General features: G+C 63.1%; 24 protein-coding genes, 1 tRNA gene and 2 pseudogenes. 20 read left to right on the top strand and 7 right to left on the bottom strand.

Features of this window, described 5'->3' with window-relative positions; genetic code table 11:
- The first annotated feature begins 259 nt into the window (after nucleotides 1-259).
- The 4 genes from C1D09_RS03695 (at nucleotide 260) to C1D09_RS03680 (ending at nucleotide 4,513) form a co-directional block, all read left to right on the top strand.
- Nucleotides 260-1,702, top strand: coding sequence for a methylmalonyl-CoA mutase subunit beta (locus C1D09_RS03695; RefSeq protein ID WP_143973046.1), 1,443 nt, complete (start codon nucleotides 260-262; stop codon nucleotides 1,700-1,702).
- Nucleotides 1,699-3,819, top strand: coding sequence for a methylmalonyl-CoA mutase (gene scpA, locus C1D09_RS03690; protein WP_143973045.1), 2,121 nt, complete (start codon nucleotides 1,699-1,701; stop codon nucleotides 3,817-3,819). The genes C1D09_RS03695 and scpA overlap by 4 nt, the downstream gene beginning before the upstream one ends.
- Before the next feature lie 86 nt (nucleotides 3,820-3,905).
- Nucleotides 3,906-4,127: an AbrB/MazE/SpoVT family DNA-binding domain-containing protein gene (locus C1D09_RS03685; RefSeq protein ID WP_143973044.1), complete on the top strand. Its 222-nt coding sequence runs from the start codon at nucleotides 3,906-3,908 to the stop codon at nucleotides 4,125-4,127.
- On the top strand, nucleotides 4,124-4,513 hold the full coding sequence (locus C1D09_RS03680) for a type II toxin-antitoxin system death-on-curing family toxin (RefSeq protein ID WP_143973043.1): 390 nt from the start codon (nucleotides 4,124-4,126) through the stop codon (nucleotides 4,511-4,513). The genes C1D09_RS03685 and C1D09_RS03680 overlap by 4 nt, the downstream gene beginning before the upstream one ends.
- Here C1D09_RS03680 and greA read toward each other — a convergent pair.
- A complete protein-coding gene (gene greA, locus C1D09_RS03675) occupies nucleotides 4,510-4,983 on the bottom strand; it encodes a transcription elongation factor GreA (protein WP_143973042.1) in 474 nt (157 codons plus the stop codon). The two genes, C1D09_RS03680 and greA, sit on opposite strands and share 4 nt — an antisense overlap.
- A 107-nt stretch (nucleotides 4,984-5,090) precedes the next feature.
- On the opposite strand from greA, the gene C1D09_RS03670 reads away from it, so the two are divergent.
- A complete protein-coding gene (locus C1D09_RS03670; protein ID WP_143973041.1) occupies nucleotides 5,091-6,467 on the top strand; it encodes a TIGR03808 family TAT-translocated repetitive protein in 1,377 nt (458 codons plus the stop codon).
- Here C1D09_RS03670 and C1D09_RS03665 read toward each other — a convergent pair.
- Nucleotides 6,460-7,464, bottom strand: a complete 1,005-nt coding sequence (locus C1D09_RS03665) for an asparaginase (protein ID WP_143973040.1) — start codon at nucleotides 7,462-7,464, stop codon at nucleotides 6,460-6,462. The two genes, C1D09_RS03670 and C1D09_RS03665, sit on opposite strands and share 8 nt — an antisense overlap.
- A 27-nt stretch (nucleotides 7,465-7,491) precedes the next feature.
- Entirely contained in the window at nucleotides 7,492-8,658 is a 1,167-nt protein-coding gene (locus tag C1D09_RS03660; RefSeq protein ID WP_143973039.1) for an acetyl-CoA acetyltransferase, read from the bottom strand.
- A gap of 186 nt (nucleotides 8,659-8,844) precedes the next feature.
- Between C1D09_RS03660 and betI the strand changes: the two genes are divergently transcribed.
- From betI to betB, 5 genes are all read left to right on the top strand, one after another.
- Nucleotides 8,845-9,435 (top strand): choline-binding transcriptional repressor BetI, encoded by a 591-nt coding sequence (betI, locus tag C1D09_RS03655; protein ID WP_143973038.1) that lies wholly within the window; start codon nucleotides 8,845-8,847, stop codon nucleotides 9,433-9,435.
- Complete coding sequence (betC, locus tag C1D09_RS03650; RefSeq protein WP_143973037.1) at nucleotides 9,432-10,961, top strand: choline-sulfatase; 1,530 nt, start codon at nucleotides 9,432-9,434, stop codon at nucleotides 10,959-10,961. Before betI ends, betC begins: the two co-directional genes overlap by 4 nt.
- Entirely contained in the window at nucleotides 10,958-11,956 is a 999-nt protein-coding gene (locus C1D09_RS03645) for a threonine/serine dehydratase family protein (protein WP_143973036.1), read from the top strand. The genes betC and C1D09_RS03645 overlap by 4 nt, the downstream gene beginning before the upstream one ends.
- On the top strand, nucleotides 11,949-13,601 hold the full coding sequence (betA, locus tag C1D09_RS03640) for a choline dehydrogenase (RefSeq protein ID WP_143973035.1): 1,653 nt from the start codon (nucleotides 11,949-11,951) through the stop codon (nucleotides 13,599-13,601). Before C1D09_RS03645 ends, betA begins: the two co-directional genes overlap by 8 nt.
- Nucleotides 13,602-13,681: 80 nt before the next feature.
- Nucleotides 13,682-15,145, top strand: a complete 1,464-nt coding sequence (gene betB / locus C1D09_RS03635) for a betaine-aldehyde dehydrogenase (RefSeq protein ID WP_143973034.1) — start codon at nucleotides 13,682-13,684, stop codon at nucleotides 15,143-15,145.
- A gap of 12 nt (nucleotides 15,146-15,157) precedes the next feature.
- Here the strand turns inward: betB and C1D09_RS03630 are convergent, their stop codons facing one another.
- Both C1D09_RS03630 and C1D09_RS03625 read right to left on the bottom strand, forming a co-directional pair.
- Nucleotides 15,158-17,398: a mannose-1-phosphate guanylyltransferase/mannose-6-phosphate isomerase gene (locus C1D09_RS03630; RefSeq protein WP_143973033.1), complete on the bottom strand. Its 2,241-nt coding sequence runs from the start codon at nucleotides 17,396-17,398 to the stop codon at nucleotides 15,158-15,160.
- Between the two features lie 155 nt (nucleotides 17,399-17,553).
- Nucleotides 17,554-17,709: pseudogene (locus C1D09_RS03625) on the bottom strand (helix-turn-helix domain-containing protein); the annotation flags it as partial.
- Between the two features lie 68 nt (nucleotides 17,710-17,777).
- Here C1D09_RS03625 and C1D09_RS33630 point away from each other — a divergent pair.
- From C1D09_RS33630 to C1D09_RS03615, 3 genes and pseudogenes are all read left to right on the top strand, one after another.
- Nucleotides 17,778-17,977: pseudogene (locus C1D09_RS33630) on the top strand (NmrA family NAD(P)-binding protein); the annotation flags it as partial.
- 15 nt (nucleotides 17,978-17,992) lie between these two features.
- Nucleotides 17,993-18,136, top strand: a complete 144-nt coding sequence (locus C1D09_RS33030; RefSeq protein ID WP_167514475.1) for a hypothetical protein — start codon at nucleotides 17,993-17,995, stop codon at nucleotides 18,134-18,136.
- Between the two features lie 75 nt (nucleotides 18,137-18,211).
- Nucleotides 18,212-18,288, top strand: a tRNA-Pro gene (locus C1D09_RS03615).
- 14 nt (nucleotides 18,289-18,302) lie between these two features.
- Here the strand turns inward: C1D09_RS03615 and C1D09_RS03610 are convergent.
- Nucleotides 18,303-18,500, bottom strand: a complete 198-nt coding sequence (locus C1D09_RS03610; protein ID WP_143973032.1) for a hypothetical protein — start codon at nucleotides 18,498-18,500, stop codon at nucleotides 18,303-18,305.
- A gap of 213 nt (nucleotides 18,501-18,713) precedes the next feature.
- Between C1D09_RS03610 and C1D09_RS03605 the strand changes: the two genes are divergently transcribed.
- The 7 genes from C1D09_RS03605 (at nucleotide 18,714) to C1D09_RS03575 (ending at nucleotide 22,920) form a co-directional block, all read left to right on the top strand.
- Nucleotides 18,714-19,166: a pyridoxamine 5'-phosphate oxidase family protein gene (locus tag C1D09_RS03605; RefSeq protein ID WP_143973031.1), complete on the top strand. Its 453-nt coding sequence runs from the start codon at nucleotides 18,714-18,716 to the stop codon at nucleotides 19,164-19,166.
- A 26-nt stretch (nucleotides 19,167-19,192) separates the two neighbouring features.
- The gene (locus tag C1D09_RS03600) at nucleotides 19,193-19,846 is read left to right on the top strand and encodes a DUF6064 family protein (protein ID WP_143973030.1); all 654 of its coding nucleotides are present in this window, start codon (nucleotides 19,193-19,195) and stop codon (nucleotides 19,844-19,846) included.
- 451 nt (nucleotides 19,847-20,297) lie between these two features.
- The gene (locus C1D09_RS03595; RefSeq protein WP_143973029.1) at nucleotides 20,298-20,609 is read left to right on the top strand and encodes a hypothetical protein; all 312 of its coding nucleotides are present in this window, start codon (nucleotides 20,298-20,300) and stop codon (nucleotides 20,607-20,609) included.
- A gap of 121 nt (nucleotides 20,610-20,730) precedes the next feature.
- Nucleotides 20,731-21,012 carry a hypothetical protein gene (locus C1D09_RS33625; protein WP_143973028.1) on the top strand — a complete coding sequence of 94 codons (282 nt, stop codon included), beginning with the start codon at nucleotides 20,731-20,733 and terminating at the stop codon, nucleotides 21,010-21,012.
- A gap of 586 nt (nucleotides 21,013-21,598) precedes the next feature.
- The gene (locus C1D09_RS03585; protein ID WP_143973027.1) at nucleotides 21,599-21,826 is read left to right on the top strand and encodes a hypothetical protein; all 228 of its coding nucleotides are present in this window, start codon (nucleotides 21,599-21,601) and stop codon (nucleotides 21,824-21,826) included.
- A 4-nt stretch (nucleotides 21,827-21,830) separates the two neighbouring features.
- Complete coding sequence (locus C1D09_RS33020) at nucleotides 21,831-22,268, top strand: hypothetical protein (protein WP_167514473.1); 438 nt, start codon at nucleotides 21,831-21,833, stop codon at nucleotides 22,266-22,268.
- A 307-nt stretch (nucleotides 22,269-22,575) separates the two neighbouring features.
- Entirely contained in the window at nucleotides 22,576-22,920 is a 345-nt protein-coding gene (locus C1D09_RS03575; RefSeq protein WP_143973026.1) for a hypothetical protein, read from the top strand.
- A 46-nt stretch (nucleotides 22,921-22,966) separates the two neighbouring features.
- Here C1D09_RS03575 and C1D09_RS03570 read toward each other — a convergent pair.
- Nucleotides 22,967-23,654, bottom strand: a 688-nt coding sequence (locus tag C1D09_RS03570) for an ATP-binding cassette domain-containing protein (protein WP_143973025.1), incomplete at its 5' end; no start/stop codon positions are given.

The raw sequence follows: 23,654 nt of genomic DNA, 5'->3' as shown, positions 1-23,654 counted from the left end.
ACGTATAGTGAGGGTGCGGCACAGCGACAATGCCAATTGTCCGAAGCGGGGCCAACCGTCCCAATCAAGCCTATCGTCGAAATCGGATTTTGGAACTTGCGGATTTTGCTGGTGTTTGGCAATCGTTCATGGTTCGTCCATGCAAGCCGACCTATATCTGGTGGATCGAATTCGGCCTCGGGATGCGCATTGCGATAACCGACCGGGAACCGTAGACTGAACCGCCCGGCTGTTGCGGCCATATGAACGAGGAAGATGGATGGGCGCCGGAGCCTTGACCAAGGATGTTGAACCCGTTGGCGCCGAGCGCCGGCGATGGCTGGCCCTGGCGGAAACGGCACTGGCAGGCGCGTCCTTCGAGGAAAAGCTGGTTTCGCACACCGACGACGCCATCCGCATCGAGCCCCTTTATGACCGCGCGACCGGGGCCGAACCGCTCGTGCGCACGAATCCCCGATCACCCTGGATTGTCAGCCAACGCGTCGACGACCCCAACGTCGATCGTGCCAAGGCCCAGGTCCTGGACGATATCGCGCAGGGTGCGACAGGACTGTCGCTCGTCTTCGAAGGCGCCCCTAACGCATTCGGCTACGGTCTGCCGAGAACCGCTCAGGCGCTGGAGACGGTGCTAGAGGGCGTGCCTCTCAATCGGATGCAGATCCGCATCGATACGCACCCGTGGAGCCGCCCCATGGCCGACTGGCTGGTGGCGTTCCTGAGCAAACGCCGCTCCGATCCGGCAAAGCTCAACCTGTCCTTCGGCATCGATCCGGCGGCGGTCCTTGCCGGCACCGGCCGGCTGCGCATGTCGATCGAGGCGCTGCAGGAATCGATGCCCCAGTCGCTGGCGCATTTCTTCTCGATGGGCGTTCCCGGTGTCCTGCTGGAAGCGGACGGTCGCGTCTTCCACAATGCCGGTGCCACGGAAGCGCAGGAACTGGGCATCATGCTGGCGTCGGCGGTCTCATATCTCAGAATGTTCGAGAAGGCTCGGCAACCGCTGGTCTATGCCGCGCCGCATATCGGCTTCGCGCTCAGCGTCGACCAGGACCAGTTCCTCTCGATGGCCAAGGTGCGGGCCTTGCGCATTCTGTGGGCACGTGTGCAGGAGGCCTGCTCGATCCCCAACTCCACGGCCAACATCCACGCCGAGACATCATTCCGCATGATGACGGCGCTGGATCCCGAAACCAACATCCTGCGCACGACGATCAGTTGCTTCGCGGCAGCGGCGGGGGGAGCCGATTCGATCTCCATCCTGCCGCACACGATCGCTCACGGCCTGCCGGCGCCTTTCGCCCGCCGCGTCGCGCGCAACGCCCAGCTGATCATGGCCAATGAAAGCCACGTCGATCACGTCGCCGATCCCGCCTATGGGTCGGGCGCGGTCGAAGCGCTGACGGCAGACCTTTGCGAAGCCGCCTGGGTGGAACTGCAGGCGATCGAGGCCGAAGGAGGCGTGCTGTCCAGCCTTCGGGACGGACACATCCAACAGCGCGTTCGCACCGCGGCGGCCCGGCGCGACGCGGCCTTCAAGGCGGGTGAGCGGGCCATCATCGGCACCACGCTTTATCCGCAGACGAGCGAGCGTCCGGTCGAGACGCTGGATGCGAAGCAGCGGCCTGCCTTCACCGAAGGCGTCGTGCTGTGCGAACCGCTGTCTCCTGTCCGCATCGACCAATCCGTCGGGGCCGCCTCTTGATTCCGGATTTCAGTCAAATCGGCTGGGCGCCGCCGCGCCGCGCGCCTGTCGAGGTCAAGGGCCAGCGGACGACGCCGGAAGGGCTTGCCGTCAAGCATCTGTACAATCAGGGTGACCTCAAGGGCCTGCCGCATCTCGACACCTATCCGGGCCTGCCGCCCTTCGTGCGCGGTCCCTACCCGACCATGTATGTCCAGCAGCCCTGGACGATCCGGCAATATGCCGGCTTCTCCACGGCCGAAGAATCCAATGCCTTTTACCGGCGCAATCTTGCCGCGGGCCAGAAAGGGTTGTCGGTCGCCTTCGATCTCGCGACGCATCGCGGCTATGACAGCGACCATCCGCGTGTAGCCGGCGATGTCGGCATGGCGGGCGTCGCCATCGATTCCATCCTCGACATGCGGCAGCTGTTCGACGGCATTCCGCTCGGTGACATGACCGTGTCGATGACGATGAACGGCGCGGTGCTGCCGATCATGGCGCTTTACATCGTCGCGACGGAAGAACAGGGCGTTGCCCAGAAGGACCTGGCAGGGACCATCCAGAACGACATTCTGAAGGAGTTCATGGTCCGCAACACCTACATCTATCCGCCAAAACCCTCGATGCGGATCGTGTCGGACATCTTCTCCTACACATCGAAGAACATGCCGAAGTTCAATTCGATATCGATCTCCGGCTATCACATGCAGGAAGCCGGTGCGACAGCCGACCTGGAGCTCGCCTATACGATCGCCGACGGCATCGAATATGCCCGCGCCGGTGTCGCGGCTGGCCTCGACATCGACCGCTTCGCGCCGCGCCTGTCCTTCTTTTGGGCGATCGGCATGAACTTCTTCATGGAAGTGGCCAAACTCAGGGCCGCGCGCCTGCTGTGGGCGACGCTGATGAAGAAGAATTTCGCGCCGAAGGACGAGCGCTCGCTGTCGCTGCGCACCCATTGCCAGACGTCCGGCTGGTCGCTGACGGCGCAGGACCCATACAACAACATCATCCGCACCATGATCGAGGCGATGGCGGCGACCCAGGGGCATACCCAGTCGCTGCACACCAACTCCTTCGACGAGGCGATGGCGCTGCCGACCGACCATTCGGCGCGCATCGCGCGCAACACGCAGCTCATCCTGCAGAAGGAATCCGGCACCACGCGCATCATCGATCCGTGGGGCGGCTCGGCCTATCTGGAACGGCTGACGCATGATCTCGCAGCGCGCGCACTGAGCCATATCGAGGAAGTCGAGGCTCTCGGTGGCATGGCCGCGGCGACCGAACAAGGCATTCCGAAGCTGCGCATCGAGGAAGCGGCGGCGCGCACGCAGGCGCGCATCGATTCGGGCGAGCAGATGCTGGTCGGCGTCAACGCGCATCGCCCCGAGAATGACATCAAGGTCGATGTGCTGAAGATCGACAATGCCGAGGTCAGGGCCCGGCAATTGTCGAAGCTACAGCGGCTGAAGGGCACGCGCGATGTCGCCGCGGTGGAAAGCGCGCTCGATTCGCTGACCCGCGCCGCGCAAGGCAATGACAACCTCCTGGAGTTCGCCATCCGCGCCGCGCGCGCCAATGCGACCGTCGGCGAGATCTCGTTTGCGCTGGAACGGGCCTTTGGCCGTCACGTCGCGACGGTGCAGACCATTTCCGGCGTCTATCGCAAGGCGCTTGGCGACAATCCCGTGGTCGACGGGCTGCCAGACAAGCTCGCAGCTTTCGAGAGGAAAAACGGCGGCAAGCCGCGTATTCTCGTTGCCAAGATGGGACAGGACGGCCACGACCGTGGGCAGAAGGTGATCGCTACGGCCTTCGCGGATCTCGGCTTCGACGTCACCGTCGGCGCGATGTTCCAGACACCGGAGGAGATCGCGAAACTGGCTGTCCAGCATGACGTCCATATCATCGGCGCCTCGTCACTGGCGGCGGGACACCTGACGCTGATCCCCGAACTGCGCGACGCGCTGAAAAAGCTCGGCCGGGGCGACATGCTGATCGTGGCCGGCGGCGTCATCCCGCCGCAGGACTACGAAGCAGTGTTGCAAGCCGGTGCGGCGGAGATCTTTCCACCGGGTACTGTCATTCCAGAAGCGGCGGACCGGTTGATGGACCGGCTGCTGGCCGGCTAGGTGACCGTTATAATGGCCGTTACCACCGCCATTGCTGCACCCAAGACGTTGCGTTATAATTAGCGTTGCAACAGGGATGTGGCGCCATGAACACGACCATTCGCAAGATCGGCAATTCCGAAGGCGTGATCCTGCCTAAGGATCTGCTTGACCGCCTGAACCTAAAGGCGGGTGATCAACTTCAGATCGTCGAGACGGACAAAGGCATTACCCTCGAGCCGGTGGACGACAGTTTCGAGCGGCAGATGGAAGCTGCCCGCCAGGTCATGGACAAGTACAAGGTCGCACTTCAGAAGCTCGCCGAATGAGATGGGAGTTCCTGACCCGGCGCGCGGTTGAAGCAATGCATGCCGAGCAGTTGCGCAGACATGGCGGAGCGCAAGGCTTGAGAGATGAAAACGCTCTCGAATCTGCGCTCGCTCGTGCCGAGAACAAGGCCAATTATGGAGATCCTAAGGTCGAGGATCTTGCAGCCGCCTATGTGTTTGGCATTGCCAGGAACCATGCCTTTGTCGACGGCAACAAACGGACTGCCATCGTGGCCGCCGGCGCGTTTCTGATCGTGAACGGCTATGTCCTGACGGCCGACAACGGCACACTCTACGAGTTCGTCATGGCCGTCGCTTCAGGCGAAATCGATGAAGCGGGTGCCGCCGCGTTCTTCTGCGACCATGCGGTCAAGTTTGAAGACTAACTGTCCGAGAGCTTGACGATTTCCCATTCCTTGCCGTTGACGGCGGCCACGTCGCCGACCTTCTTGCCGAACAAGGCGAGAGCCATGGGCGAAACATGCGAAATGCTTCCCTTGGAAGGATCGGCCTCGTCCTCGCCGACAATCTTCCAATGCACTTTCTTGCCATCGTCGCCTTGCAGCGTGACGCCCATGCCGAAGCGGACGACGTCGCTGCCGGGCTCTGGCACGGAAAGCTCGGCGTTTTCGCGCCGCGCCGTCCAGTAGCGCAGATCGCGTGACACCACCGCGATGCGCTCGCGGTCGGCTTTTTTCTCGGCTTTCGCCAGAATGTCGCGCAGATCGGCCAGATTCTCCTCGATCTGCGCCAAGCCGCGCTCCGTCACCAGGTTGCGGTGCGTGCTGATCGGTCGCTCGCCGACGCCGGCGATGGCATTCTCGCTGTCTTCTTCGCGGGTAAAAGCTCTGCTCATTGCCTGAACCTAGGCCTCGAGCGGCTGCTCGACAAGTCATTGTGAAAGGAACGGAACATTTGGCACGATTCCTGCGACGTCAGGTTGAACGCTGGGATTCTGTGCCGATGTTGAACAGACGAACGCTGCTAACCGGAACCGCCGGCTTTGCCGTTGTGGGCCTCGCGCTCGGCAAGGCGGCGGCCGCCAGCCTGACCGGCATCGAAAAGGCCTCGATGCGCGGCTCCATCAATGCCACCGAACTGGGCGTTCAGCCCGGCACATTCGACGACCAGAGCAAGGCATTCGCCAAGCTGCTGCGCGACGCGAACAGCCGAGACATGGCGGTGTTCCTGCCGGCGGGCACCTATGTGGTGTCCAATCTCTCACTGCCCAGCCGCGTGCGCCTTTCCGGCGTGCCGGGCGCGACGCGGATCGTCTATGGCGGCGACGGTCATCTCCTCATGGCCGAACAGGCCGACCATATCGAACTGAGCGGGCTGGTCTTCGACGGTTCGAACCGCTCGATGGGCGACTATGCGCAAGGGCTGCTCGACCTTCGACGGGTCGGCCATCTCGTTGTCGACAATTGCCAGATAACCGGCAGCGGCAAGAATGGGCTGGCGCTGGAACATGCGGCAGGCCGCATCGAGCGCTCCGACATATCGGGCGCGGCGGACGCCGGCATCTATTCGGTCGAGGCGGCTGGACTGACGATCTCAGGCAACACAGTCTCCGACTGTGCCAATGGAGGAATACTCGTGCATCGCTGGCAAGCGGCCGAAGACGGCACGATGGTCACGGGCAACCGTGTCGAACGCATCGGCGCGCGCAGCGGTGGGACCGGCCAGAACGGCAATGGGATCAACGCCTTCCGTGCCGGCAACGTCATCATTTCGGGCAATGTCGTCTCGGATTGCGCCTTCTCGGCGATCCGCGCCAACAGTTCCAGCAATCTGCAAATTTCCGGCAACACCTGCTCGCGCTCGGGCGAGACCGCGGTCTATTCCGAATTCTCGTTCGAGGGTGCGGTCATCAGCAACAACATCGTCGATGGCGCGGCCAACGGCATCTCGATCGTCAACTTCAACGAAGGCGGCCGCATGGGTGTATGCTCCGGCAACATCGTGCGCAATCTGTCGACCAGCGGTCCCTACACGGCCGATCCGCCAGGCTTCGGCGTCGGCATTGGCGTCGAGGCAGATACCATCGCTTCCAACAACGTCATCGAGAACGCCCCGCTCTACGGCATGTCGATCGGCTGGGGACCGTATCTGCGCAATGTCGTCGCCACCGGTAACATCATCCGCAAGGCCGGCACGGGCATCGTCGTCAGCGTCGTCGAGGGCGCGGGCACGGCCGTCATCTCCGACAACGTCATCGACGGCGCGGTGAACGGCGCGGTCATCGGCCAACGCTGGGCGGAGCCTGTGACAGCCGACCTCACCCGGCTAAGCGACAGCGGCTTTGCGCATTTGACCGTTGAGCGCAACCGCGTCAGTTGAGGGCGGCAGTCGGCCTCAGCGAACCTACCCTGGCACCGATCCGGCTTTGAATCGGCGCGTTTGCCAGTTCGATGAGTTTCGCCGCCAGGGCCTCGTCCGAACGCAGCAGCTTGGCGAGGACGGCGGCGACCATGGCTTCACTCGCGCGGTGGGCGCCATCATCGCATTTGAGCGCAATACCGAGGCCCAGTTCCGGAATTGCGGCACAGTGGACACCTTCGGCGCCGCCTTTCGCAAAAATTCGCCCAGGTGCTGCCTCCATCAGCGCGACATCCTCGCGGCCTGTGCCGGCGACAAAGAAAGGCTCCGCCATGCAGGCAGCCAGCAGCCGCTTTGCCGCCTTGGCCCGCTCGGGGCCGAAACCATCTGTCGTGGCCATGCGGGCAAAGCCGAGCGCGAAGCTCCTGAGCGGCACCGCATAGGTCGGGATAGAGCAGCCGTCGGTCGCCCGCTCATCGGCACCATGGACAGCACCTGTGACCGACTGCATCGCGTCGCGCACCATTTCCTGCAAGCCATGACCCGCCTCGACGTAGCCACGGTGCGCAATGCCAGAATGCACACAAGTGCAGAGAAAGCCGGAATGTTTGCCGGAGCAATTGTTGTGCAGGGCATTTGGAGAATCGCCGGCGCGCGCGAGTGCAATCTCGGCGGCATGGTTCGACGGCCAATGCGCGCCGCATTCGAGAGCGGACCCGTCGAGCCCGGCCCTGGCCAGCATGGACCGCGCCAGTTCGACATGCTCCGGTTCACCCGAATGGGAGGCGCAGGCCAGCGCCAGCTCGCGGTTGCCAAAGCCATAGGCATCGGCGGCCCCCGTTTCGACCAGCGGCAAGGCCTGGATGGCCTTGACCGCCGAGCGCGGGAACACTGGTTTCGAGGTGTCGCCGATCTCCAACACCGGTTTGCCGTCAGCGTCGAAAACCGCGACTGCACCGCGATGCGCGCTCTCGACGATCGCGCCGCGCAGGACCTCGATCAGAACCGGATTTGCCATGCCACCTCCAACGAACGTCGGGGCGGTTTACCTGATCCGGTCGAGAATGGAAACGTAGTTGGCGACCGCAGCGCCACCCATGTTGAAGATGCCGCCGAGCTTCGCCCCCGGCACCTGGATGCCGCCGGCTTCGCCGGCAAGCTGCATGGCGGTCAAGACGTGCATGGAGACACCGGTGGCGCCGATCGGGTGGCCCTTGGCCTTCAGCCCGCCGGAGGGATTGACGGGCAGGCGGCCGTCCCTGGCCGTCGTGCCATCAAGCGCCAGCTTCGCGCCCTCGCCGGGCTTGGCCAGGCCCATCGCCTCGTATTCGATCAGTTCGGCGATAGTGAAGCAGTCGTGCGTCTCAACGAAGGAGAGATCGTCGAGCGTGACGCCGGCGTTCTTCAGCGCGCGGGTCCAGGCCTGTTCGCAGCCCTCGAATGCCAGGATGTCGCGCTTGGACATTGGCAGGAAGTCCTGCACATGTTCGTTGGCGCGGAAGGCGACGGCGCGGCGCATCTTCAGCGCGGTCGCCGTGTCGGCAAGGATAAGGGCGGCGGCGCCGTCCGAGACCAGCGAGCAGTCGGTGCGCTTGAGAGGGCCGGCGACGAAAGGGTTCTTCTCGCTCTCCTGCCGGCAGAATTCATAGCCGAAATCCTTGCGCATCTGCGCATAGGGATTGTCGACGCCGTTCTTGTGGTTCTTGGCGGCGATCATGGCGAGCGCGTCCGACTGGTCGCCATAGCGCTGAAAATAGGCCTGTGCGATCTTGCCGAAGACGCCGGCAAAGCCCGCAGGTGTTTCGCCGTCCTCCGGCAGATAGGACGCTTTCAGCAGGTTCTTGCCGATCTCGGGCCCCGGCGTCGTCGTCATCTGCTCGGCGCCGACCACCAGCACGATGCGGGCGGCGTTGGCGTCGATGGCACGGATGCCTTGCCGGACCGCCGCCGATCCCGTTGCGCAGGCGTTCTCGACGCGCGTTGCCGGCTTGAAGCGCAGCCGGTCATCGGCCTGAAGCACCAGACTCGCCGTGAAATCCTGCGCCGAGAAGCCGGCGTTGAAATGACCGAGCACGATCTCGTCGACTTCGTCCGGGCCGATCCCGGCATGGTCGAGCGCATCCGTCGCGACCTTGACGATGAGGTTTTCGAGCGTCTCGCCCTCGAGCTTGCCGAAGCGCGAATGCGCCCAGCCAACGATGCATGCGGTCATGGCGGTCTCCATCCTTGGCGCCAGCCTGACGGCGCACTTCGCCTTTATTGTTCAAACATAAACATTCCTGCCCGCGCCGTGAAGGGCCGGAACCAGACAATCGCTTGGTGCAGCTTGCGCCTGCGTCGATTTTTTGTTGATTGACGCGTCAATAAAAAATACCATCCGCGCAAAATCGGGAACGGTATGCCAAAAGTCGGAATGGAGCCACTGCGCCGCAAGGCGCTCATCGACGCTGCGATCTCGGCGATCGGCGAGCGCGGCTCGCTTGACGTGACCATGTCCGAGATAGCCGGGCGCGCCGGCGTATCCTCTGCCCTTGCCCATCACTATTTCGGCGCCAAGGACGAACTGCTGTTCGCAACGATGCGGCATATCCTCGCCGAACTGACCATCGACATGCGCCGCGCCCTGCAATCCGCCGCGTCCCCGCGCGAGCGCGTTTCCGCCGTGGTCGCCGTCAACTTCTCCGACATCCAGTTCCAGGCCGAAACCATCGCGGCCTGGCTTGCCTTCTATGTCGAGGCGCAGAAATCGCCGGCCTTGCGCCGGCTGCTCAAGGTCTATGCGCGGCGGCTGCATTCGAACCTGATGAGCGGGCTGGCAGGCATCCTGCCCAGGGCCGAGGCCGACCGCGCGGCCGAAGCGACAGCGGCGATGATCGACGGGCTCTACATCAGGCGTGCGCTGAAGGACGGCGTGCCCGATGCCGCGACCGCGATCGCATTGGTCGAGGACTATCTCGAAACGAAACTCGGCGAGCGGCAAAAACAGTGACTACGAAGCGACCCAATTTCCTGATCGTCATGGTCGATCAGCTCAACGGCACCCTGTTCCCGGACGGACCGGCCGATTTCCTGCACGTGCCGCATCTCAAGGCGCTGGCCGCACGTTCTGCGCGCTTTGCCAACAACTACACCGCCTCGCCGCTTTGCGCGCCGGGCCGCGCCTCGTTCATGAGCGGGCAGTTGCCGTCGCGCACCGGGGTCTACGACAACGCCGCCGAATTCGTCTCGTCGATCCCGACCTTCGCCCATCATCTGCGCGCCGCCGGCTATTACACCTGCCTGTCGGGCAAGATGCATTTCGTCGGGCCGGACCAGTTGCACGGTTTCGAGGAGCGGCTGACCACGGACATCTATCCGGCCGACTTCGGCTGGACGCCGGACTACCGCAAGCCCGGCGAGCGCATCGAATGGTGGTATCACAATCTCGGCTCGGTGACCGGCGCCGGCGTCGCCGAAACCACCAACCAGATGGAATATGATGACGAGGTCGTGTTCCTGGCCGAGCAGAAGCTCTATCAGCTTTCGCGCGAGCAGGACGACGCGAGCCATCGCCCCTGGTGCCTCACCGTTTCGCTGTCGCACCCGCACGATCCCTATGTGGCGCGCAAGCAGTACTGGGATCTCTACGAACATTGCCAGGCGCTCGACCCGGAAACGGGATTTATCGCGCATGACGAGCAAGACACGCATTCGCAGCGGCTGTACCGCGCCAGCGACTATCCTGCCTTCGAGATCACGCCCGAGCAGGTGCGCCGTTCCCGGCGCGGTTATTTCGCCAACATTTCCTATGTCGACGACAAATTGGGCTCGCTTCTGGACGTGCTCACGCGAACGCGCATGCTCGACGACACGATCATCCTGTTCTGCTCGGACCACGGCGACATGCTCGGCGAGCGCGGACTGTGGTTCAAGATGAGCTTCTTCGAGGGCTCGGCGCGGGTGCCGCTGATGATCGCCGGCAAGGGCGTTCGTCCCGGCCTGATCGAGGCGCCGGTCTCCAATCTCGACGTGGCGCCGACGCTCTGCGACCTTGCCGGCATCGACATCGGCGCGATCGCGCCATGGACTGACGGCCAGTCGCTGCTGCCGCYCACCGATGGCAAGGCGCGCACCGCGCCGGTGCTGATCGAATATGCCGCCGAAGGCTCCTACGCGCCGCTGGTGGCGATCCGCGAGGGCCGCTTCAAATTCGTCCATTGCGAGCTCGACCCGCCGCAGCTGTTCGATCTCGAAGCCGATCCGCTCGAGCGCGACAACCTCGCCGACGATCCGGCCAATGCCGCGCTGGTAGCCGCCTTCATGGACAAGGTGCGGGCGCGCTGGGACATGGCCGGCTTCGATGCGGCCGTGCGCGAGAGCCAGGCGCGGCGCTGGGTGATCTATCCGGCACTGCGCAACGGCGCCTACTACCCCTGGGATTTCCAGCCGCTGCAGAAGGCGTCGGAGCGTTACATGCGCAACCACATGAATCTCGACAATCTCGAAGAGAGCAAAAGGTATCCGCGAGGCGAATGATGACGCTTGTCCCCTCCCTCGATCACCTCAGGCAGGCCTATGCCGTCACCTCCAAGGCGACGCAGATCACGCCGCTGCTGGAATCGGCCGCACTCGCCAGGGAGACCGGTGCGGCCCGCGTCTTCATCAAGCCGGAATCGCTGCAGTGGGCCGGGTCCTTCAAGATACGCGGCGCCTATTGGCGGCTGAAGCGGCTGTCGGCCGACGAGGCGACGAAAGGCGTCGTCGCCTATTCCTCCGGCAATTTCGCGCAAGGGCTGGCAGCCGCCGGCCAGGCGCTCGGCATTCCCGTCACCATCGTCATGCCGATCGATGCGCCGGCCGCCAAGCGTGACGCAACCGCGGGCTACGGCGCGCGTGTCGTGCTGACCGACCATGGCGAGCGCGCGCGAGAAGAGGTTGCCGCCGCCAAGGCGCGCGAGATCGCGCAGACGGAAGGGCTGGCCCTGCTGCATCCTTTCGACGATCCGGAGATCGTCGCCGGCCAGGCTGGCGCCGGCCTCGAAGCGCTCGACCAGCTTGAGGCCAAGGGCGCCAGCGCCGATCTGTTGTTCTGTTCGGTCGGCGGCGGCGGGCTGATCGGCGGCGTTTCGCTGGCCTTCCACTATCTGTCGCCGGCCACCGAAATCATCGGCGTCGAGCCGGAAGGTTTCAATGGCATGGGCTCGTCATTGGCGCATGGCAGCATCGAGACCATGCCGATCGGCCCGAAATCGATCTGCGACGGGCTGATGTCGCGGCGTCCGGGCGACGCGCCGTTCGCAGCGGTCAAGACCGCAGGCGTTCGCGGCATCACCGTCGACGATCAATCGGTGCGGCGCGCCATGCGAATCGCCTTCGAGCGGATGAAGCTGGTGCTGGAGCCGTCCGGGGCCGCCTCGCTGGCAGCACTCCTCGGCGGCAATGTGGATGTGACTGATAAAACCGTCCTTGTTGTGGCTACCGGCGGCAATGTCTCGCTCGCCGATTTTATGGCGCATATGAACCATGCTTGAAGCGGATTTCGTTATCATCGGCTCCGGCTCCGCCGGCTCGGCCATGGCCTATCGACTGTCGGAAGACGGCAAGCAGTCGGTTATCGTCATCGAATTCGGCGGCAGCGATATCGGGCCGCTCATCCAGATGCCGTCGGCGCTGTCGATCCCGCTCAATATGAGCCTTTACGACTGGGGTTTTGCCAGCGAGCCGGAACCACACCTCGGCGGCCGCGTCCTGGCGACACCGCGCGGCAAGGTGATCGGCGGCTCGTCCTCGATCAACGGCATGGTCTATGTGCGCGGCCATGCCCGCGACTTTGACCATTGGGCCGAAGAAGGTGCGACGGGTTGGGGCTTCGCCGACGTGCTCCCCTATTTCAAGCGCATGGAGGATAATGACGGCGGCGAGGACGGCTGGCGCGGACATGGGGGGCCGCTGCATGTGCAGCGTGGCTCGCGCAAAAATCCGCTCTACGGCGCCTTCGTCGAAGCGGGCCGCCAGGCCGGCTTCGAGCTGACCGACGACTACAACGGCTCCAAGCAGGAAGGCTTTGGGCCGATGGAGCAGACCATAAGTGGTGGCCGCCGCTGGTCGGCTGCATCAGCCTATCTGAAGCCGGCGCTCAAACGGAAAAACGTGAGTCTGGTCAAGGGCTTTGCCCGGAGGGTGATCATCGAGAATCAACGCGCCGTCGGCGTCGAGATCGAGGCTCACAAACAGATTCAGGTCGTTAAGGCGCGACGCGAGGTGATCGTCGCCGCCTCTTCGATCAATTCGCCCAAAATCCTGATGCTGTCCGGCATCGGCCCAGCCGAGCATTTGCGCGAAAACGGCATTGCTGTGGTCGCCGACCGGCCCGGCGTCGGCCGCAATCTGCAGGACCATATGGAGCTCTATATCCAGCAGGAATCGACCAAGCCGATCACGCTGAATTCGGTTCTCAATCCATTCTCGAAAGCGCTGATCGGAGCACAGTGGCTGTTCTTCAAGTCCGGCCTCGGCGCCACCAACCATTTCGAGGCCGCCGCCTTCGTGCGCTCGCGCGCCGGCGTCGATTATCCCGACATCCAGTATCACTTCATCCCGGCGGCAGTGCGCTATGACGGGAAGGCGGCGGCGAAGTCGCACGGCTTCCAGGCTCATGTCGGGCCGATGCGGTCGAAGTCGCGGGGTTCGGTGACGCTGCGGTCGCCAGACCCGCAAGCAAACCCCGTGATCCGCTTCAACTACATGTCGCATCCGGACGACTGGACGGAGTTCCGCCACTGCATCCGGCTGACCCGCGAAATCTTCGGCCAGTCGGCGTTCGACGCTTTTCGCGGCCAGGAGATCTCGCCGGGCAGCCATGTGCAGACGGACGACGATCTCGACATCTTCATTCGCGACCATGCCGAGAGCGCCTACCACCCATGCGGCACCTGCAAGATGGGCCGCGCCGATGACGCGATGAGTGTTGTCGATTCCGAATGCCGGGTCATCGGCGTCGAGGGGTTGCGGGTCGCCGATTCCTCGATCTTCCCGCGCGTCACCAACGGCAATCTCAACGCGCCGTCGATCATGACCGGCGAGAAGGCGTCCGACCACATTCTTGGTCGCACGCCGCTGGCGCCGTCCAACCAGGAACCATGGATCAATCCGCGCTGGCAGCAGTCGGACAGATAGAGCATGATCCGCCTGACAGATTGAGCCGTCCCTAGATCGAGCCGCCCGTTCTCAGGGGCGCAGACATTCGGAGACCATCCATGCGCGCCCAGCCCACGGCATCGCACTACGTCAACGGACGCTACATCGACGATGAGCAAGGGGCGCCGCTGCCGGTCATCTATCCGGCAACCGGCGAGACCATCGCCGTGCTGCGTTCGGCGACGCCGAATGTGCTGGAACTCGCCATCGAGGCCGCGCGCGCCGCGCAGCCGGCGTGGGCGCGGCTGAAGCCGGTCGAGCGCGGCCGCATCCTGCGCCGCGCGGCCGACATTCTGCGCGCCCGCAATGCCGACCTCGCCCGAATCGAGACGCTCGACACCGGCAAGGCGATCCAGGAAACGCTGGTGGCGGATGCACCGTCGGCCGCGGACTGCCTTGAATATTTCGGCGGCGCGGTCGCCGCCTTTAATGGCGAGGCCGTCGATCTCGGCGGCCCCTTCGCCTACACGCGGCGCGAGGCGCTTGGCGTCTGCGTCGGCATCGGCGCCTGGAACTATCCGATCCAGATCGCCGGTTGGAAATCCGCGCCGGCGCTCGCGATGGGCAATGCCATGGTGTTCAAGCCGTCGGAAAACACCCCGCTTTCGGCACTGGCGCTGGCCGAAATCTACAGCGAGGCCGGCCTGCCCGACGGGCTGTTCAACGTCGTGCAGGGCTATGGCGATGTTGGCGCGGGCCTTGTCGGCCACGATGTCGTCGCCAAGGTTTCGGTCACCGGCTCGGTGCCAACCGGGCGCAAGGTGCTGTCGCTTGCCGGTTCAAAGATGAAGCACGCGACGATGGAGCTCGGCGGCAAGTCGCCTCTGATCGTCTTCGACGATGCCGACATCGAAAACGCCATTGGCGGCGCCATGCTGGGCAATTTCTACTCCACCGGCCAGATCTGCTCGAACGGCACGCGGGTCTTCGTACAAAGCGGCATCCACGACCGCTTCGTCGAGCGGCTGGTCGAGCGGACGAAGAAAATCCGCATCGGCGACCCGCTCGATCCCGAAACGCAGATGGGGCCACTGGTCTCCAAGGCGCAGCACGAGAAGGTCGTCGGCTATATCGCGGTCGGCAAGCAGGATGGTGCTGTTCTAGCCTGTGGCGGCAACGTACCTTCGCTGCAGGGTTTCCACGGCGGCTTCTTCGTCGAACCGACGGTGTTCACCGGTGTCACCGACACCATGCGCATCGCCCGCGAGGAGATTTTCGGACCGGTCATGAGCGTGCTGAAATTCGACGGCGAGGACGAAGTGATCGACCGCGCCAACGACACCGAATTCGGTCTTGCCGCCGGCGTCTTCACCCGCGATCTGCCGCGCGCCCACCGCGTCATCGCCGAGCTGCAAGCCGGCACCTGCTGGATCAACGCCTATAATCTGACGCCGGTCGAAATCCCCTTCGGCGGCTTCAAGCAGTCCGGCATCGGCCGCGAGAATTCGCTGGCCGCGCTGGCGCTGTACTCGCAGCTGAAGTCGATCTATGTCGAGACGGGGGATGTCGCGAGCCCGTATTGAGTCGAGCCTAGTCTACGCCGCGTCCGCCGCCGTCCCATCCAGATACTGCGTCAGCGCGCAGACAAGATGATAAAAGATGCTGGCCGGAACATCTGACGCCAGCGAGCGGCCGCGTTCGTCGATGCGGTCGATCCACAGGCCGATCGGGGCCGGATCGATGTGCCAGCGGAACAGCCGGCCGACACGGGCTTCGATCTCGGGCTTCAGGTCAGGACCGCCTGTGCCGTCCAACGCGATCGCCGCCTTTATGGCTTCGGCCTGCGGCCAGCTGCGCGATATCAGGTCGAGCGGCAGGCCCTGTCTGGAGACGGCGCCATAGGCAAGGCCGGTAGCCCGGTTCAGGCCGTTGGCGATGGCCGAAGCGTAGAGTTTCCTGGCGAAGCCGTTCAGTTCGGCCTGGCCGCTGCGTCCGGCGAAATCGACCAGCAGCGACGCCCATTCGAAGTGATGGCCGGGCTCGGTCAACGCGCCCTTCTCGCCGGCTAGCGGCTTCCATTCGTCATCGAAATATTCGCCGAGCGTCCAGCTCTCGGGATCGAAGAAATGGCTGCGGAAGAGGTCAATGATGCGAGCCGCACGGCGCAGATGCGCCCGCTCGCCGGTCGCCTGGTGCCAGGCAAGAAAGGCCTCCAGCAAATGCATGTGCGGATTCGAGCGCCGCTCACCCTCTGCGTCCGATGTTTCGAGGAAGCCGGTCATGCGACGATCCTCAAGATGGGCGTCGAGGAAGGCGAAGGTTTCCTCGCCCAGTCGCAAGGCATCGGGATTGCCTGACATATGCGCACGCGCCAGCGCCAAGAGCACGCAGGAATGGTCGTACGCGTCTTCGGTGGCGTCGGCGACAGCGCCGTCGACATTCAGCGTGCGCACCCAACCGCCGCGTTCGGTGCGGCCCTTCCCTGCCATGAAGTCGATGCCATGCGCGATCAGCCGCTCGGCCGGGCCAGTCCAGCCGCGATCCTTGGCAACCGCGAAGGCATAGACCTGGCGAGCCTGCGTGCGCATGCGCTTCGGCTTTACCAGCGGTGAGCCGTCGAAGCCAAGCGCTTCGTGGAAGCCGCCATGGCGGTCGTCGACGCCCGATGTCGACCAGAGTGGCAAGGTTTCCTGGAACAGCCAGTGGTGCACGCGGCGCCGCCAGGCGCCGCTTTCGATGACGCGATCATGCGCCGGGGTGAATCTGGTTTCCAGCCGGCCCGATTTCTCGAGCTGCTCGACCACCTTCTTGACGTGCTGGCTGTGGCTTACCGGAGCGACGAAAGTGGCGTCCGATGTCGAGACGATGGCAACATCCTTCATGCCGATTGCCGACAAAAGGCGGCCGTCGCTGCGGATGTAGGAGTTCTCGCAATCGATGGCGACGACGTCGCCGACAATGACATTGCCCTGGTCGTCGGCAGGGCCGACATCGAGCAGCGACTGCCAGGAGCCGAGATCGTTCCAGCGGAAGCCCGCCGGCACCATCGCGATGTCCCTCGCCCGCTCCATGATGGCATAGTCGATCGAATTGGACGGGATGGCCGCGTAGAGCTCGAGCGGCATGTAGAGGCCGGACAGATCCGATGTCGCCGCCTTGTAGGCCGCTTCGGTTGCCTGCCAGATGTCCGGCTGGAACTTAGCGAAGGCATCGCGCATGGCACCGGCGCGAAACAGAAAGATGCCGGTGTTCCAATAGAAGTTTCCGGCTTCGAGATAGCCCTGCGCGGTCGCGAGGTCCGGCTTTTCGACGAAGCGCGAAACGTCGAACACGCCGCGCTTCTCGGCGGAGACCTCGATATAGCCATAGCCGGTTTCGGGCTGCGTCGGCTTGATGCCGAACACAACGAGCCGGCCGGCGCGCGCCGCTTCGGCGCCTGCCTCGACGCTCTGCCAGAATTGCCCTGCTGTCGATATTTCGTGGTCCGACGGCACCACCAGCACCAGGCTGTCGCCGAATTCGGACAAGGTGCGCAGCGTTGCAAGGGCCACCGCCGCGGCGGTGTTGCGCCCTGTAGGCTCGAACAGCGGACCGCCGCCGGCAAGATCGAGCCCGGCGAGATCGGCACGGACGCGTTCGGCGTGGCGCTCCGAAGCGATCAGGAAGATCGGAGTTTGACGGTCAGGCCTTGCCGCCAGGCGGCGCAAGGTCTTGGCCAGCATGGAGCCATCACCCGAAAGATCGTGAAACTGCTTCGGATTGTCCTCGCGCGACAACGGCCACAGCCGTGAGCCGACGCCGCCGCTCATGACAAAACTGACGATGCGCTGACTCATTCGGGTCTCGCTGAGAAGTTGGTCGCAGGTACAGACATGCCTTAAGCCGTGTTTGCCCGATTGGAAATCCGCTCGACCGCCAGGTCGATGAAGGCCTTAACCAGAGGTGAGAGGTGCCGGCTGCTGGGAAAGAGAACATGCAGGCCGCCCGCTGGCGTCCGCTGCAGCAGCCGCACACCGACCTCGCGCTCGAGCACGGCGACACAGCGGCTGATGGTTGTCTTCGGCATGGCCAACACGCGCGCGGCAGCGGTGAAGCTGCCGGCTTCGACGACGCGGGCAAACACGACGACATCGTTGAGATCGACCATTGTATTCACTGTTGGGATAAAGTCTTTCAATTATAGGCACTTATGCATCAATGGGATAGCGCCGAATTTTGCTCCAGACAAAGCGGCAAGGAGCAAATGCGACGACCAGCAAACGCAGCCTTCTTGTGACCAGGACCACGGGCCAGCAAGGAGGCGCCGTCGCGCGCGCCCTGCTGTCCAGGGCCATCGCGTCAAGGCGCTGACGCGCAAGCCGGACGGCGATGCCGCACGGCAACTCGCCGCGGCGGGCACCGAGGTCGGGGCCGGCGGGGACGCGGCACTGATGTTCGAATGGTTCGGCCGCGTCGGTTACGACGTCGATATATCGCTGCCCCGCGCAGGCAATTTCCCGGGTGCGGTGCCATGGTTTTGCCGGCTGGGCGCGCGCGTTCGACTGCAGCGCCAGCGCCTGCGCGGCAAAAGCTGATGAAATGCGACAGAAGCGCTGCCATTGCCGCTTGCAGGAATGAAGTGTGGCGGCTATAAGCCCGCGGTCTGGTCACGGAGTGTAGCGCAGCCTGGTAGCGCACCTCGTTCGGGACGAGGGGGTCGCAGGTTCAAATCCTGCCACTCCGACCAGAAAAAACAGATACTTAAATATCTGTTTCTCCCGATACCCCACGTTTGGGATCGCGTTTCGCGCGCAGCGGGACGGTAGCGCCATATCTTTCCTGCTCTCTGCAATCCTGCTCGCCAATTGGCCGGTCGTTCTGGACGGCGACACGGCCGTGCTCGATGGAACGCATGTCCAAATCGCCAATATCGGCACCCCCGAGCTCCATCACTTCCATTGCGGTGTGCTTGGGTCGACATCCTGGCGCCGATCGACGGCGTTAACGCGGTCAACGTCATCGCCGCCGCCACTCGACTTATAGCCAGTACCGGGCTGGCAGTTTGGTGCCGGAAGCTCATCTGCCGCGCCGGGTATGTTTGACACGCATCAAAGCCGGACCATCCCCGTTTTCCCTACCATGGCCCACGTCTTGCTTTTTTGGAGATAGGCCATGGATCAAAAAATCAGAGACACCATCCTCAATCTGTTGAGCACGCATCGCATCATGAGGGTTGCCACTTTACGGCCTGACGGCTGGCCCCAGGCCACCACCGTGGGATATGTGAACGACGGCTTGACCCTCTATTTCTTGTGCGGTCTTGAGAGTCAAAAAGCCAAGAATCTGGCGAGGGACAACCGGCTTTCCCTCACAATTGACCATGACACAGCCGATCTGATGGCGATCACTGGCCTGTCGATGGCCGCCCACGCCGAACCCGTGCTGGACCGGGCCGAAGCTGAGAAGGTTCTCAGCATGCTGCCGTCGAAGTATCCGGACGCTCCGCCCCTGCCGATGAAGATGCCAGGTCCGGACGAGGTTCGGATATTTCGGGTGATGCCGACGACCATTTCGGTGCTCGACTATACCAAGGGCTTTGGACACACGGACCTTGTCGCCTGCTGACGCAACGCCTTCCTGCACAGTTGGACATGAACTTGCCATTCGGTGTTGAACAGTTCTTTGCGGTTTTCGCCGCTTACAACAGCGCGATCTGGCCGTTCCAGATTGTCGCCTATGTCTTGGGCGCGTTTGCCGTCGGTGCGGTACTGAGCGGTCGTTCTCCTGCCTGCGAGAGGATTGTTTTCGCCGTCCTGTCACTTCTATGGGCATGGAATGGAGTGGCCTATCATTTGCTGTTCTTTTCGCCGGTCAATCCGGTGGCAAAAGTATTTGCCGGGCTGTTCATTGCCCAGGCCGCTCTCTTCGCTATGTATGCCGTCATCGCTCCTCCAGAACTCAGGTTCGAGCTTCGATCGGGCTGGCACTCAATCGCTGGCTTGGCGCTCATCCTATATTCGGCGCTGGTCTACGAAATTCTTGGGGTCATGGCCGGCCATGGCCTGATGAACGGGCCGCTGTTCGGTGTGGCGCCGTGTCCAAGCACAATCTTCACGATCGGCCTGCTGTTGCTGCTTAGAGGTCGATCCGTGTTGCCGCTATCGGTGATCCCTGTCATCTGGGTCTTGATAGGCACCGGTGCGGCGCTGATGCTTCAGGTCCGCGAAGATTTCGGCCTCGCAATAGCTGGCCTTGTTCTAGGCGTCAGTCTCGCTTCCGACTGGCTGCGGCGCCCGCAATCCTGACGAGCGAAAGCTTCGCCGCAGGAGCAAAACTGCTATTCCCACACCATAGTTTCGCTCTTCTGCAGGTAGCTTGAGCCGTCGGCCTCGGCCGGTCAGCTTGCGATGGAGGGTCGCTGCACATAGCTGACGTCGCGCTTATCGCAGGCCGAAAAAGCTCAGTATCGCTATGACGATGACCACCGCTCCGACGAGCCAAATGATATTGTTCATGATCTTCTCCCGTTGCCTGAAAGCCCGCGCCTCTGGCGGAGTAACGTGGGCCGACCAACCGTTCCCGGCCGATCTTCAGCAGACGCCAAGCGATGGTGTCGGCTGCAAGGGAGAACCATTAGGCAGAACTAATGTTCCATAGATCGGCAAGATCGACCGATGGCCCTGCGATTGCTTTTATATTAGCTGGGATGCATGTTTTGCCGAGGAATGCCACAATGCCGGTGACATCGGAGCCAATATGAAAAGACTGGTTTTCGCGGCGGCGGTATTTGCATTTGCCTGCCACTGCGCGCCCTCTCAGGCGGACGATGAGCGGTCGTGCCAAATCATGGCTGCCGCGGCCCTGCTTTCCGGGAAGACCAACTGCAGAGACGGCGACATCGCCACCATCGCCGGCGTCACCACCAAGGAGGTACCGGAAGCGATAGCCAGGTATTGCGATTTTTGGGCACAGATCATCGTGCTGCCCGACGCGAGCGCGTCCGATGCATCAAGCCGCTTCGTTCTTTGCAAGTACCGCCAGCGAGAGGCAGCCCCTTCTCAACCTTAGCCATACGGCTCGTCCATTCGGTTTGCCAGACGCGGTCCGACTGTCCCCGGGACACCCGGAACCAAAGGGCCTGGCGGCAGTTATCCGACGAAGGGCTAATCAAGGCAATGGAGAAATTGCAATGAAATCAATGATCATGTGCGCTTTGGCGCTTTCCATCGGATTGCCGGCTGTCGCTTCGGCCGCGGAAGCCGACGTCATCATCAGGACTCACCATCGCCACCACAGCAACGTCAGGATCATCAACGAGGATGGCCAGCGCCTGCATCACCGACACCACGGTACGGTAGCGTTCTACGATCATGGCCGCAGGCACCATCGTCCGGATGCCGTCATTGTCACGAGCTCGATGTCCAGGCACCATCACCGTCACCCCGTGGTGATCCAAAACAACGACTATTGATCGGCCCTAAGGCCCGGCTCGTTACAGCCGGGCCTTCTGCATGAAATCTGCAATGTGGTTGAGTGACCTGCACGCCGACACGGCATCATCAACGGACGGCCGGGTGATTACGATGCCGTTCAACCTCTCCGAAGAAGTCGCGGAATCTCGCGCGTCATAGGCTGGAATTCCGGCTACGGCGCGTGCAGATAGTTGGGGTTCGCCCGCCACGCGGACGCGGCGGGCGAACCCTATCAGCGCAGGAAGGGACGTAGCTGCGCCAATCTGCCAAATATTCGTGCCCGCGGATCGTCAGCCAAAGGCTATTCCAATCGCCATGAAGATGATGGGCATGGCGAAGATCACCGCTAGCAACCAGCTTGCTTGTCGAACACTCTTGTCCATCAGCTTCCTCCCGAATGTGTAGGTGACAACGGCTACGAACGGTGGCCGTTCCGAGCAACACAACAGGCAGGACCATTGCATTTTGCGGCCAGACCAAGGTCCGGCTCTCCGCCGGACCGAAGCCCAGCCAGGGAACGTTTTCGCTGCGGCTCTGTTTCGGGTGGTTGGGCGCGAGGACAATCAAACGAGGAAGCGAAACTGGATGAACGTCACCATCGCTAACAATGAAGCCATACAATCCGATGTCCTGGGAGTGCGCGTAGCTGACCTCAAGGCAAGGATGCGGCAGGCCCGGATTACCACGAGCGAAATGAAGACCTTCCAAAAGGTCGCGGCCATCATGGTCGGCAGACGAGGCAGCATTGATGGCGACGATCTGATCGCCGCGTCCTTCGTTGCGGACACATTCCTGGATGAGAAAACGCTCTGAAACAATGCGGACAATCAGCAAGCTTTTTGATTCCCACGCCGAAGCCGCCCAGGTTGCCGGAGAGCTGGTGGCGGTCGGTGTTCCTCGCGTCCAGATTGCCATTATCGGGCCCTACCAGGACGAACTGGCAGTGCTAAAGTCTCCGAGTGTCATTCTTTGTGCCATCGGTGCGGCATTGGCTTGCGCGAGCGCCCTCGCGGTCTACGGCGTCAGTTCTGTTACGGCCGGACTGCCGGCGACAGCACTGGTTTGCGCGGTCTGTGGCGGCGGTGCCGGCGGACTGCTCGGTGCCTTGATGACCACAGCGGCAAGGTCGGAAGATCGGAGCCTTGCCGAGGGCGTCGTCTTGGTGACGGCGCATGTCGGTGAAAATGAAACCGGCGTCGCCCGGGCGGTGCTGGACGGCTGCGCTCCTGCCGCAATCATCGCCGAAGCAGCCTGAATTCAGTCAGGCTGAACGAAGGCGGCACGCGGGCTGGCGCCACAACCAGCGCGAGCCGCCGAGGTCGCACCGCCGGCCAAGGCCGCCCCGACATCAACCGAGGCGGCCCCCTTGGCTTCCAGTGATTGCATTAAGACACTCGACGGACACCAACTTCGAGGGACCGAGAACGTTCCCACATCGGCTGGCCTCTGTGGTCCAATGCGGTAGGGCCTTCTCGCGAGCCCAATCTTTGACGAAATAATCGTCGGCTCCAGATAGTTCGGTGGATATGATGAAGCCAGTGAAACGGTGAGCCGGTGTGGATATGGATTTGATCGCGACGACGACCTCGACACCGGTTCTTGTGATTGCGGTGCTTCTCGTTACCGGCTGCTCGTCGATCGGCCGGACCGCCGGTCCGGCGACGTACGATAAGATGAGTTGCACCGAGCTCAACAGCGCGCTAGGCGAAAAGGCCACGGAAATCTCACAAACCGCCATCACCCGCGGCAAGGTTGCCAACACCAGTGTGCCGCGCTGGCTGCTTGGTGTTTCGCGCGTGAAGACCGCTGTCGCCAATCGTGAGACCGCCAGGATCGACCGGCTGAAACAGCAGCAGGATGCCATTGCCGCCGTGCGGGCGCGCAAATGCTCGAGCTCACCGGGCTGAGCGAATAGGTGCCGCCATGATCATTCCCCTCACCTGAAGCGCAATCTCAGGCGCTCAGCCGGAATCGGGTGACATCGATCGCCGCTGCCATCAGCGTCTGCGTGTAGATGTGCTGCGGGTTGCTGAAGATCGCCTCGGTCGGCCCCTCCTCGACGATCTTGCCCTGTTTCATGACGATGATGTAATCGGCGATGGCGCGCACCACGGCGAGGTCGTGGCTGATGAACAGGTAGGACAGTTCATGGTCCGCCTGCAGCTTGCGCAGGAGTTCGACGATCTGTTTCTGCACCGAGCGGTCGAGCGCCGAGGTCGGCTCGTCCAGCACGACCATTTTGGGCTTCAGGATCATGGCGCGGGCAATGGCGATGCGCTGCCGCTGGCCGCCGGAAAATTCGTGTGGGTAGCGGTTGCGGGCGTTGGGGTCGAGGCCGACTTCGCGCAAGGCCTCGACCGCGCGCTGGTCGCGCTGCTTGCCCGACAGATCGGGCTCATGCACCAGCAGCCCTTCGGTGATGACCTGGCCGACGGTCATGCGCGGCGACAGCGAGCCGAAAGGATCCTGGAAGACGAGTTGCATCTGGCGCCGCAGCGGCCGCATCGCCTGGCGGTCGGCTGTCGAAATGTCGCGATCGCCAAAACGAATCAAGCCATCGCTCGGCAGCAGCCGCAGCAGCGCGCGGCCAAGCGTCGATTTCCCCGAACCGGATTCGCCGACAATGCCGATGGTCTGGTTA

The organism is Mesorhizobium intechi (assembly GCF_002879535.1).
In the GTDB taxonomy this organism is placed as follows: Bacteria; Pseudomonadota; Alphaproteobacteria; order Rhizobiales; family Rhizobiaceae; genus Mesorhizobium; species Mesorhizobium intechi.
This window is presented reverse-complemented; position numbering and strand designations above follow the sequence as displayed.